Raw genomic sequence first — 13,199 nt, forward strand, 5'->3', positions numbered from 1 at the left:
TTCTATTTAGAGTATAAATGGCCATTTTAAGACTCTAAACGTTAACATTTAGTGCTTTTCGTCGTATTTTTTTGTGTTTCATCTTAATACGGTCTACCTTTCGACCAAATTATAATACATGTTTGTGTTGACTCCAAATGGCCCCCTTCATTTGTTAATTAAACTTAACCGCTATAAATGAATTATTTAAAACAATCCCTCCTCTTATTTATTAGTCTAATTTATAGTATTTCATACGCTCAACAAATTACTGTAGATAATTCTATTTCATCACAAGATTTAATTCAAAATACTTTAATACAAGGCTGTGTAGAAGTTTCTAATATTTCATCTCCTTCCAATGGGTCTTCTATCGGAATTGGCAGTTATGGATATTTTGAAAGAAACACATCAAATTTCCCTTTTGAAAATGGTATTGTGCTTACAACCGGAAATGCAGTTTCTGCAGGTAATGGACAAAGCAATACTATTTTAAATGAAGGAAACGATACTTGGTTAACCGATGAAGATCTTGAAACTGCCTTAGGGATTTCAGGTACAATGAACGCAACATCCATAGAATTTGAATTTATTTCAATTTCAAATCAAATTCAATTTAATTATATTCTAGCTTCAGAAGAATACTTTGGAAATTTTCCTTGTGAAAATTCAGATGGTTTTGCTTTTTTAATTAGAGAGTCTGGCTCAAATAATTCTTATACTAATATCGCTTTAGTACCAGGAACAACAACTCCTGTTAATACACAAACCATTCACAACGAAATATCGGGTTTCTGTTCGGCTTCAAATGAAGCTTACTTTGAAGGCTATAACATTGGTGATACCAATTACAACGGAAGAACTACTGTACTTTCTGCAACAGCCACAATTCAACCTAATACACAATATCAAATTAAACTGGTTATTGCGGATCAAAACGATGAGAATTATGATTCTGCTGTTTTTATTGAAGGTAATAGTTTTGATGCTTCTGTCGATTTAGGAGAAGATTACACAACCTGTACCGCTAGTGTAGAATTAAATGGAAATATAGACAATGCTAATGCCACATACCAATGGTATTATAATGACACACTTTTACCAAATGAAAACCAAGCACTGTTAACAGCATCTTTATCTGGTGACTATCGTGTTGAAATTCAACTACCACTTGCAGGAAGTTCTTGTGTTATTGAAGATGAAATAAGTATAACATTAAACGCTACTGGTACTATTGAACTTTCAGATTTTCTTTTATGTGACGATGCTAGTGGTGATGGTACTGAAACTTTTGATTTAACAATTAAAGACGATGAAATATTAGCTGCTATGCCAACAGCGACCTATACTATTTCTTATCATTATACTAATAACGATGCAACAACCCATAATAACTCTATAGCAAACCCTATTGAGAATACAGAAAATCTACAACCTATTTTTGTAAGAATAGAAGACACAGCTACTGGTTGTTTAACATATTCCAATTTTAATTTGGTTGTAAATGAATCACCCATAATTGTAGACCCAGAACCTTTAACTGTATGTGACAGCGATAATATCTCTGATGGTTTAACATCTATGGATCTTAATATACTTGCTGATAGTGAAATTACAATGGAGCAACCAAATCTTATTGTTAGCTACCATAGTTCACTTTCAGATGCTGCACAAGGAATTAATGCTTACCCAATGCCTTATACAAATACTAATCCTACAGAACAATTGTTTGTTAGTGTTAAAAATATTGAAACAGGTTGTATTAGTACTTCTACTTTAAGCATTAGTGTTACAGACCGTCCAGTGATAAATACAGAGCCACATTATATTGATGCTTGTGATAGCGATCTTAATGGCTACTCTAATTTTGATCTCACCTCTATTATACCTGAAGTTTTAGAAGGTCTAACTGGAGTTTCTGTTACTTTTCATAGTACGGAAGAAGATGCTTTATTAGGAGTAAACGCTATTATTGATGATGGCAATTATGCAAATATTAACTCAGGAGAACAAATAATATACATCAGAGTAGAAGATGACTCTTCTGGTTGTGCCACAACAACACCTATCGAAATTCATACTAATCTATTACTAACTGCTACAAATATTAGAGAAGTTAGTGCTTGTGATATAGATGATGATGGTACTGAAGATTTTAATTTTGATGACATTGCCGTAGGCATTATCAATCTTTTACCAGATGTTGACATTATATTTTACGAAAATGAAACGGACAGAGATAATGGAATTAACCCTATAGATCCAACGGTTGGATACAGTTCTATTAGTAATCCTCAAACTATCTATATTACTTTAGAAAACCCAACATGTTCAGAGGTTGCTCAATTTAATTTGGTATTATATCCTATTGTTCAATTTGAATCTGTAGTTGATATACCTGTTTGCGATGAGGATCAGGATGGTTTTACAACAATTAATTTATCTGACTTAAGTGATAGTATTACAGGTGGAGAAGCGGGTTACGATGTTACTTATTTCTTAACGGAACAAGATGCAATAGATGATGTTAACCAAGTTCCTAACGAATATACAAATACCACCAATCCATTTACTCTATTTCCTAGGATTACATTTGCTCAAACAGGCTGCTTTGATTATAATTCATTTGAAGTTACTGTTTTGCCAGCGCCAGAAACAGAAAAACCTACAGACATTATTATCTGTGATGAAGATAGAGATGGAATTTCTCAGATAAATTTAAATAATACCATTCCAAATTCAATTCTAATAACTCCAAACAGAACGGTTAATTTCTATAATAATATAGAAGATGCACAGTCAGCAACCAACGAAATTACAAACATTATAAATTATGATGCACAAACAGAAACAGTTCATCTACGCATAGAAAATACAAATTCTGGTTGTTACAGTTTAGAAGAATTAGACATTATAGTTAATACATTACCATATATAGGAGATTTATCGAATAATATTGATGATTATATTTACTGTGAAAATGCATCCGATGGTGTTGGTGAGTTTATTTTTGAAAATAAGGATAGTGAAGCTATAGATAATCAAATAGGAAAAACAGTTTCTTATTATGTTAATGAAAATGATGCTTTAAATAAAACGAATCCTATTGATAAAACGAGTATTTACGAAAACACAAGTAATCCGCAAAACATTTTTATTAGAGTTGAAAATATTACAGATGAAACTTGCTATACAACCTCTTCGTTCTCAATTGAAGTAGGAACAAACCCTGTTTATAACGAGCCAACAAATTGGTTTGCCTGTGACGACTTATCTAATGACGGAGTCATGCTTTTTGATTTATCTTCTAAAGCTGAAGAAATATCTGCAGGAATACCAGACATACAAGATGTTACCTTTTACGCTTCAGAAAGTGATGCTCAGGATAATATTAATGCTTTACCGTTTCAATATGAAAACATTGTAAATCCACAACAAATATATGTTAATATCGATAATGGTTCCCTTTGCCAATCCATAACCTCTTTTGTGATCAATATTTTTGCAATACCAGATGTCTCTACAGCACCACCGATAACTGTTTGTGATAATAATAGAGATGGCTTTGAAGAGTTTAACCTAACTACAGCGGAATCTAATATACTAGATGTTAGACAACAAAATATTGTAATAGACTATTACGCAAATTTTGAAGACTCTGAAACGGAGAGTAATCCAATTATAAATCCTGAAAACTACATTAATACATCAAACCCTCAGACAGTTTATATGAAAGTTACTAATTCTATATCTGGTTGTAATGTTGCAATGCCTATTCTATTAACAGTAAATCAGCCCCCTATCATTAATAATTTTCAAAACTATGCCATATGTGCTAATGAAACTAATAATATAGACTTAACTGAAATCAATTCGACAGCAACTGATAATAGCTATAATGTTTTATACAGTTATTTTTCTAATGAAGCAGATGCCATAGCAAACACAAATGCTTTAGATACTAATTACATTTATCAGACTAACAACGATATTTTATATGTTAGAACTGAGTTAAGTACCACACATTGTTCTGCTTATTATCAATTTAATTTAAAAGTAGACCCCTTGCCTGTTGCAAACCAACCAAACAATTTAATAGCATGCGATGATGATTTTGATGGTATTCTAGATTTCGATTTATCGCAACAAAATTCTAGTATATTAGGGAGTCAAAACCCTAATTTATTTGCAATAAGCTATTATAATACGGAGCTACAGGCTAATGCAGGTAATTCTCCATTAGACATGGTTTATATGGCTTTTGATGGTGAAGTGATTTACTCTAGAATAGAAAATAATACTACAGGCTGTTACAGCATTACTTCGTTTTTAGCGATTATAAACCCTATACCTGTTATAGATTTAGACGACCAAGTGATCTGTATAGATAATCTACCTTTGCTTATATCTGCAAATACAAATTACGCTACAGACCTCTATCTATGGTCTACAGGCGAAACAACCCCTGAAATAGACGTTACAGAAGTTGGTAATTATTGGGTTACAGTAACATCTCAGTCTGGCTGTGAAAACACTAAATATTTTGGAGTCACAGAATCAGAGTCTGCAACAATAGAAACAACAGAAATTTTAGATTTTTCAGACCCAAATAACATCACTGTTACTGTTAGCGGAATAGGAAATTACTTATATCAATTGGATGATTTTGAACCTCAAGAATCTAATTTTTTCAATAATATAGCAATGGGTTACCATACAGTAACTATAATAGACTTAGATGGTTGTGCCAACATTACAAAAGAGGTTTTAGTAGTTGATATTCCTAAATTCTTTACACCAAATGCTGATGGTGATTTTGATACTTGGCATATTGTTGGTATAGAAACATTACCAGGAACTGTTATTCATATTTTTGATCGCTACGGAAAACTGATAAAACAATTAACATCTAGTTCTCCTGGATGGGATGGTTATTATAATGGTAAGATACTTCCAACAAGTGACTTTTGGTTTATTGCTGATGTAAAACGTGGCTCAATAGCATTTGAAGTTAAAGGTCATTTTACATTAAAGCATTAAAGAATAACACAATTTATTAGGAATTGAATTGGTCGCAATAATCACACCACTTGACAGTTCTAATTCTTATATCTTATCTAATTTAATATTACACATAAGATAAAAAAATAGCTAACGCCTTAGCGCAAAGTGTCCTGTGTAATTATCACCCTCAACAAACTTAGCAACAAACCAATAGTCGTCACTAGCTAAGTCTTTGCCTTTAAACGAACCATCCCATGCTTCATTGTTTGATGTTAGTACTGCTATTAATTTCCCATAGCGGTTAAATATTTCAATCGTTTCTAATAATCTAAATTGTGAATTTTCTCCAATAGCATGCCAAGTATCAAAATCACCATCAGCATTCGGCGTGAAAAATCTTGGAAAACCTAAAACAGAAATCTCTCGTTCTACAATTTCGCAGCCATTATTGTCTTTTACAAATACCGAATAAAAGCCCTCTCTAAGATTAGAAAACACATTACTTTGTTGGTAAAGACCATCCCCTATTGCAAACTCATAATCCCCATCTCCAGAAACATTTATTGTTACTGTATTATTGGGAGCAACACCTACAACTTCTACATTCTCAATAACAGCACTACTAGACGGACTTACAGTAATAGTACGACTAGAAGAACAACCGTTAGGATCCGTAACAATAACGGTATATGTCCCTATTTCATTCACCTCATTAAATGTCGTATTTACGGTTGTTGGTTCTCCATTAAATAACCATTCATAATAATAATTATTAGGTAAATCATTTAACACGCCTCCATAAAGTGTAATAGTTTCAGGAAATAAATCTGCACAATAAATTACCGTTTCATCTGCTTCTAATGCCGGCGTGTAAGTAACTATTAAGTTAACAGTTGAAATACTAAAGCATTGATTTCCATCTTTAACTTTCACGTATATAGTTTGAAAATCTACAGCTGTATTAGTATATGTATTGACCAATACATTAGTTTCATTAAAAGCATCTGCTTCAGTTTCAAAAAAAGATAGTGATGCACCTAACGGAATTTGATTTTGAATCACTATTTCTATATCACTTAAATTAAAAGTTGAAATTCCATCGATAACATCACCATCACAACCTTCTAAATCAGGAATTACTAATATATTATTAGACGTCTGAAGTTCTAATTCTACGACATCATAGCAGTTAGAATTATTAACAATATAGCCATACACCTTTTGAAACGGTATAGTATTTTGAAAATTATTAGCATTAAGAATAGGGTTTGAATAGCTTAAAGCATCTGTTTCTGTTAAAAAGAAATCAATAACATTTAAAGTATTATCAAAATTGGTCAGATCATTTGAAGCTTCATATAAATTAAATGTTGTTAATCCATCTTGGTTAACATCACATTCAATTAAAACTGCATCAGCTCCCACAGGTACTGAGCTATATTCAATAACAACTTCACCATAAGAAATACAGCCGTTTGCTAAACCAATTTCAACATTATATGTACCAGCGTCAGTTACAGTATAAACTCCACAATTGACACAATTACTAGGTTGTGATTCGACTAGGACCCCATCCTTAAACCAATCATAAGATGGTGATCCAGGTTCACTAACACTTAATTCTAAAGTTTCACCTTCACAAAGCGAATTTTGCGTTGCAACTAACCGATTAGGACCAATATCTGTAGACAATTGAAAACTCCCCGCTTCCAAAAATACTGCTGAATCATATCTATAATTTTGCTCATCTGCAATTACGAGTTTTACATGGTATGTTTCATTAGGAATAACATTTGCTGTAGCTGTTAAAATCGCCGTTTGTCCGTTAAAATTTATGGAAGAATTTGTATCGTTATAACTTCCAAAATAAGTTTCATTTAAAGGTGGGCAACTACCTTGAACCCCTGGCGTCACTGTGGTTGCTTTTACCGGTGTATTTGTATCTGGAACTAATGCTATATTTTCATACTGCACTTGACCAGAAGCAGGCCGAATTAAAAAACCAAACAAATCTGAGTAATTACAACTATTAGGGTTTCCTTCTTGATACTCTTCTGAAGCAAATAGATATCTAAAACTTATTTGTGAAGCTACTGATGTAAAATCGAATTCTAAAATTGTTGCGTTAATAGTACCCGATTCATTCAATGCATTTTCTAAATCTGTATCGCCAATCCAATTAGAGGCATCGTCATCACTTAAGCTATTGTTTGGTCCTGGAACATTTTGCAATCTACCCGTGCTTAAAACCAAACCACTTTCAAAAGGAAAAGTTGTCCCTGATGCATCAAAAAAGCCATAACTCTGGTCAGAACCACCAAAATCACCACCATAAACATTATTAACAATAACATTGTCAATACAATCACTATCAATAAGTATGTTTTCAATAAGTTGTTGAGGCGTATAGGTTTGACTATCTACCGAAATATTCTGTGCAGAATTCAATAACGTAAATAGAAGGGCAATTAAAAGGGAGATGCTCTTTAGTTTCATTTTTATTTTTAAGGGAAGGCAAATATACATATCAAGCCAAAATAAAAAGTATTTTATGATGTTAAAAAATCATTAATCAACTGATTGAATTCATACTATATAAAAATACAATCCTGTTTTCTATAATCGCTTATTCTTTTACTTTTTGCCACTCTTAACTAACTACAAATTATAACATAACCGACGAGATTTATGAATCAAAAAAAAGGTCCTTATGGTATTTTTCCAAATTAGAAATTTATAAACGTTATGGTATATTATTTTTTTATAGGTCATAATATAAAATGGTACGAAATAGCAAACAAAGGTTTAATAAAAACAAGTCATGTTTTACCTGTAGTAACTTATTTCTATGTTCTCTAATTAAACGACACAACTATTAGCTCTAAACCAATGACAGGTTTGGTTAACCTTAATCAATAATACCTAAATTGTTTTAACACCATTGTAACGCAGATTGCATTAAAAGTATAAGTTCATTATTGTAACTTTGCATTATGCGATTTAAAATTGAATCTGAATTTAAACCTACAGGTGATCAGCCACAAGCCATACAAAAACTGGCCAAAGGCATCACAGATAAAGAAAAATACCAAACCCTCTTAGGTGTTACAGGTTCTGGTAAAACATTTACCGTTGCCAATGTTATTGAAGAAGTGCAACGACCAACGCTAATCTTAGCTCATAACAAAACCTTAGCAGCACAACTTTACTCTGAGTTTAAACAGTTTTTCCCAGAAAATGCCGTTGAATATTTTGTATCTTATTATGATTATTACCAACCTGAAGCTTACATTCCTGTTTCTGGTGTTTACATAGAAAAAGATTTATCTATTAACGAAGAAATTGAGAAGATGCGTTTAAGCACCACCTCTTCCCTACTTTCTGGTCGTCGTGATGTTATTGTCATTGCCTCTGTATCTTGTTTATATGGTATTGGAAATCCTGTAGAATTTCAGAAAAATGTCATTTCTATAGAACGAGATCAAGTAATTTCTCGGACTAAGTTATTACATCAATTGGTTCAAAGTTTGTACTCTAGGACTGAAGCTGAGTTTAAAAATGGTAACTTTAGAATAAAAGGAGATACCGTAGATATTTTTCCTGGTTACGCAGATCACGCCTTTAGAGTTCATTTTTTTGGAGATGAAATTGAAGAAATTGAAGCCTTTGATGCCCGAACAAATGAAATTATAGAGCGCTACGACCGTCTTAATATTTACCCAGCAAACATGTTTGTAACATCACCAGATGTTTTAAATGGAGCTATAAAAGATATTCAAGACGATTTAGTAAAACAGTATGATTATTTTAAAGAGATAGGTAAACATCTTGAAGCCAAACGACTTAAAGAACGTACAGAATTCGATTTAGAAATGATTCGCGAATTAGGCTATTGTTCAGGAATTGAGAATTACTCTAGATATTTAGATGGAAGAATGCCAGGAACGCGTCCTTTCTGTTTACTCGATTATTTTCCTGATGATTTTTTAATGGTCATTGACGAAAGTCATGTTACTGTTTCTCAAGTTCATGCTATGTATGGCGGTGATAGAAGCCGAAAAGTTAACCTTGTAGATTATGGTTTTCGTTTACCTGCAGCCATGGATAACAGACCTTTAAAATTTGAAGAATTTGAAGCACTTCAAAATCAGGTTATTTATGTTTCTGCAACTCCTGCAGATTACGAAATGGAAAAAACCGACGGTATTTATGTTGAACAAATCATTCGTCCTACAGGTTTATTAGACCCAATTATTGAAGTTAGACCAAGTTTAAATCAAATTGATGATTTAATTGAAGAAATTCAAATCCGTGTAGAAAAAGATGAACGAACTTTAGTGACCACCTTAACCAAAAGAATGGCTGAAGAGTTAACGAAATACTTAACTAGAATTTCAGTCCGAACTAGATATATTCACAGTGATGTAGACACTTTAGAACGTGTAGAAATCATGCAAGATTTACGAAAAGGAGTCTTTGATGTTTTAGTCGGTGTTAACTTATTACGAGAAGGTTTAGATTTACCAGAAGTATCTTTAGTTGCTATATTAGATGCAGATAAAGAAGGTTTTTTACGTTCTGCACGTTCATTAACACAGACGGTTGGTAGAGCTGCAAGAAACCTTAATGGAAAAGCTATTATGTATGCTGATAAGATTACCAAAAGCATGCAAAAAACTATGGACGAAACTAATTATCGTCGTGAAAAGCAAATTACGTATAATACCAAACATAATCAGGTACCAAAAGCTTTAAATAAGAGTTTAAATAGTGCACTAACACAAAACTCTGTCAGTACTTATAGAACAGAATTAGATGCCAAAATAGCCGCAGAGCCAGAAAGTGATTATTTAACGAAAGGCGAGCTCGAAAAGAAAATCAGAGAAAACCGTAAACTTATGGAGCAAGCTGCAAAAGCTTTAGATTTTTTAGAAGCTGCGCATTTTAGAGATCAAATTACAGCTTATCAGAGTAAACTAGAGCAGGTAAAATAAATGCTCTCATCACTTTATTTTTTGAGCATTTTACACTTTACTTTTAAGATCAATTGTATTGTACCTTAAAAATATCAATTAGAAAATCTGGTGGTACCATTTTATTTGGAAAACTCTCCATTAAATCAAGAACTCTATTTATAGAATCATGACTCAAGCCCATACGTAAACCAAAATTATGAATTTTAACCAATTGTTTAGGTGCCACTTTATGATCTAGATTCATAAGAAGAACTAATCTATGGAACTGAACAATACGCTCACTATGTGATTTTAAATGTAAGTAAGTTACAGGATGTTTAAATAGATATTGAAAATCTTCCTTTGTAATATCTAACTGCTTTGCAATACTATATAAAAAATTATATTCAATAGAATTTACGCTATCTTCAGTTTGGGCAAATGCAATCATCTCAGAAAGTAAACTCAATTTTTCTACGCGATTGGTCATAATTTTAATGGATTAAATTATACCGTAAAGTTACAGAGGTGCATTATTTTATTGTCGTTGATATAATGTATCTTGTCGAAAAATTAAACGTACTTAGTCGATTTTATTAAACGTTTGTCAAAAAAAACAGTAATTAAAACATAACAAATAAGCTATTATTCTTTATAAAGCACATTTTAAAACCTACAGAACATCCTATTTAAGAAATTAAAAATCAAGCAATTGAACTAAATAAAACAATTAATAACTAGATCTATATACCTAAAATCATTTAGTTGAATTTCTTTACAACCTATAAAAATTATGAAAAAGCATATTCAGTCTGATTTAAGATACATATTAAAAATAATAATCTAAATACGATTTCTATTCAATTTAAAATCAAAATTAAACCTTATGACAAATAACGATATATTTAAAAAACTAAGAGTTGCTCACAAACTAAGAGATGATGATATTGTAAAAATTCTAGAATTAGTAGATTTTAGAATATCAAAGAGTGAGCTAAACGCTATGTTTAGAAATGAAGACCATCCTAAATACATGGAATGTGGAGATCAAGTTTTAAGAAACTTTCTCAACGGATTAATCATTCACCTAAGAGGTCCGATGCCAAAAAAGAAGGATGTCAATAACCCTAAATAAAAAAAAGAGCAACATTAAAATGTTGCTCTTTTTTTTATTTATATATCTAATTTGTTATTAAAAAACCTCTCAGAAAATATTTTATCCTAAAACTTCTTGAACCTTATCAGCAGCTTCTTGGAATTCAGTTGCACTCATCACATCTAAACCAGAATTATCAATTAATTCTTTTGCAATGTCAGCATTAGTTCCTTGTAAGCGTACAATGATTGGCACAGAAATATTACCCATGTTTTTATAAGCATCAATGACACCTTGTGCAACTCTATCGCATCTTACAATTCCACCAAAGATGTTTATTAAAATAGCTTTTACAGCAGGATCTTTTAATATAATTTTAAAAGCTGCTTCTACTCTAGCCGCATCAGCAGTACCACCAACATCTAAAAAGTTAGCTGGCTCTCCACCTGCTTGCTTAATTAAATCCATTGTTGCCATTGCTAAACCAGCACCATTTACCATACAACCAACGTTTCCGTCTAAATCCACATAGTTTAAACCTAAAGCACCTGCTTCAACTTCAATTGGATTCTCTTCACGTAAGTCACGTAATTCCGCTAAATCTTTATGTCTATATAATGCATTTGCATCTAAGGTTACTTTAGCATCAACTGCCATTATTTTGCTATCACTAGTTTTTAAAACTGGATTGATTTCAAATAAAGAAGCATCAGATTTATCGTAAGCTGTATATAAAGCGGTAACAAATTTTGTCATTTCTTTAAAAGCAAGACCAGATAAACCTAAGTTAAAAGCAATACGACGCGCTTGAAAAGGTAAAATTCCTGTAGCAGGATCTATTTCTTCGTTATGTATTAATTCTGGTGTTTCTTCTGCAACAGTTTCAATATCCATACCTCCTTCTGTAGAATATACAATCATATTTCTACCAGTAGCACGGTTTAATAAAACAGAGATATAAAATTCGTCTGGCTCACTTTCACCTGGATAGTAAACATCTTCAGCAACTAAAACTTGATGAACACGTTTTCCTTCAGCAGAAGTTTGAGGTGTTACCAAATCCATTCCTATGATTTGTCCTGCAATTTCTTCAACTTCTTTTAGGTTTTTGGCTAATTTTACTCCACCACCTTTTCCACGTCCACCTGCATGAACTTGTGCTTTTATAACATGCCAACCTGTTTCAGTCTCTACTGTTAATTGCTTTGCTGCATCTACAGCTTCTTTAGCGTTGTGAGCTACAATACCACGTTGGATACGTACTCCAAAACTACTTAATAATTCTTTTCCTTGATATTCGTGTAAATTCATTTTAATCAGAAATTTATTGGTCCAACAAAAATAAGCATACTAATAGTTTTTAGCAATAGTTTTTATTAGAGATTTAAACTGCTGTAATTTTGCAATATAGCACTCCATCTATTTTTATTTAACCAAGTTAAATTTTATATTTTTAAGTCTTTTATCACAGAAAATGCTTTATCTACCAAATAATCCTCTACAACAACTGTAAATTCATTGGTGGTAGAAACTACTTCATATAATGTAATGTTTTCCCAGGCCAAACGTTTAAAAATTTGATAGTATAAACCAACAACTTTAGAATTGCCATTTGGTAGATAAATACTAATAGCAGACAATTTATCTTGTAATCCTATTTGTGTTTCTTTTTCAAAAATCTGTAAAATACTTTCCTTTTCGGTAGTTGATATAATAATATTACTCTCAAACATTCCTCGAGTAAAGGCATAGAAAATTTGATGATTGGCGCTTATTCTATCTAATATTTTAGAATGACTTTCTATAAGTGTTTTTGAATTTTGAAACGTAAAGTCACTTAAATTTGAACGTACTGTAATATCTCCTAATTGATTAAATACCTTTTGCAGGCGGTTTTTATTTTCAAGATTTAATGGCTGCTGAAAGCGTCTAAGTGCCATCATTATAGCCCCGTCTTTAACAGGTTTTCTTAACATTTTAGAAATAGGCTCATTTAAATCTTTAGCTAAAGCTGAAAAATTAATAATTTCTCGAGATAAGCCTTCTTCTAAAAATGGACTAGACATAATAATTTCTTGAACACACGATGCAATGGTTTTCATTTTGTTAACTATTTAACATTTTGTGTAAAAATAGCTATTTTTTTACATTTATATGTTTTAAAT

At 31.8% G+C, this 13,199-nt stretch carries 7 protein-coding genes; 3 read left to right on the plus strand and 4 right to left on the minus strand.

Annotated elements, in window-relative coordinates; genetic code table 11:
- The first annotated feature begins 177 nt into the window (after positions 1–177).
- Complete coding sequence (locus HM985_RS10750) at positions 178–5,019, plus strand: T9SS type B sorting domain-containing protein (RefSeq protein WP_179376250.1); 4,842 nt, start codon at positions 178–180, stop codon at positions 5,017–5,019.
- 111 nt (positions 5,020–5,130) lie between these two features.
- Here the strand turns inward: HM985_RS10750 and HM985_RS10755 are convergent, their stop codons facing one another.
- On the minus strand, positions 5,131–7,479 hold the full coding sequence (locus tag HM985_RS10755; protein WP_179376251.1) for a T9SS type B sorting domain-containing protein: 2,349 nt from the start codon (positions 7,477–7,479) through the stop codon (positions 5,131–5,133).
- Between the two features lie 497 nt (positions 7,480–7,976).
- Here HM985_RS10755 and uvrB point away from each other — a divergent pair, with 497 nt between their 5' ends.
- Positions 7,977–9,977 (plus strand): excinuclease ABC subunit UvrB, encoded by a 2,001-nt coding sequence (uvrB, locus tag HM985_RS10760; RefSeq protein WP_179376252.1) that lies wholly within the window; start codon positions 7,977–7,979, stop codon positions 9,975–9,977.
- 49 nt (positions 9,978–10,026) lie between these two features.
- Here uvrB and HM985_RS10765 read toward each other — a convergent pair whose 3' ends face one another.
- On the minus strand, positions 10,027–10,428 hold the full coding sequence (locus HM985_RS10765) for a TerB family tellurite resistance protein (RefSeq protein WP_179376253.1): 402 nt from the start codon (positions 10,426–10,428) through the stop codon (positions 10,027–10,029).
- Positions 10,429–10,824: 396 nt separating this feature from the next.
- Between HM985_RS10765 and HM985_RS10770 the strand changes: the two genes are divergently transcribed.
- Complete coding sequence (locus tag HM985_RS10770; protein WP_179376254.1) at positions 10,825–11,073, plus strand: DUF1456 family protein; 249 nt, start codon at positions 10,825–10,827, stop codon at positions 11,071–11,073.
- A gap of 81 nt (positions 11,074–11,154) precedes the next feature.
- Here the strand turns inward: HM985_RS10770 and sucC are convergent, their stop codons facing one another.
- Together sucC and HM985_RS10780 are read right to left on the minus strand one after the other, a co-directional pair.
- Positions 11,155–12,345, minus strand: a complete 1,191-nt coding sequence (gene sucC / locus HM985_RS10775) for an ADP-forming succinate--CoA ligase subunit beta (RefSeq protein ID WP_179376255.1) — start codon at positions 12,343–12,345, stop codon at positions 11,155–11,157.
- A gap of 134 nt (positions 12,346–12,479) precedes the next feature.
- Positions 12,480–13,136, minus strand: a complete 657-nt coding sequence (locus HM985_RS10780; RefSeq protein ID WP_179376256.1) for a hypothetical protein — start codon at positions 13,134–13,136, stop codon at positions 12,480–12,482.
- Positions 13,137–13,199: the final 63 nt, after the last annotated feature.

The organism is Winogradskyella wichelsiae (genome assembly GCF_013403925.1).
Lineage (GTDB): Bacteria > Bacteroidota > Bacteroidia > Flavobacteriales > Flavobacteriaceae > Winogradskyella > Winogradskyella wichelsiae.

Coding starts and splice junctions, on each gene's coding strand:
- HM985_RS10755 (WP_179376251.1), bottom strand. CDS start 7,479: ATGAAACTAAAGAGCATCTCCCTTTTAATTGCCCTTCTATTTACGTTA.
- uvrB (WP_179376252.1), top strand. CDS start 7,977: ATGCGATTTAAAATTGAATCTGAATTTAAACCTACAGGTGATCAGCCA.
- HM985_RS10750 (WP_179376250.1), top strand. CDS start 178: ATGAATTATTTAAAACAATCCCTCCTCTTATTTATTAGTCTAATTTAT.
- sucC (WP_179376255.1), bottom strand. CDS start 12,345: ATGAATTTACACGAATATCAAGGAAAAGAATTATTAAGTAGTTTTGGA.
- HM985_RS10765 (WP_179376253.1), bottom strand. CDS start 10,428: ATGACCAATCGCGTAGAAAAATTGAGTTTACTTTCTGAGATGATTGCA.
- HM985_RS10770 (WP_179376254.1), top strand. CDS start 10,825: ATGACAAATAACGATATATTTAAAAAACTAAGAGTTGCTCACAAACTA.
- HM985_RS10780 (WP_179376256.1), bottom strand. CDS start 13,136: ATGAAAACCATTGCATCGTGTGTTCAAGAAATTATTATGTCTAGTCCA.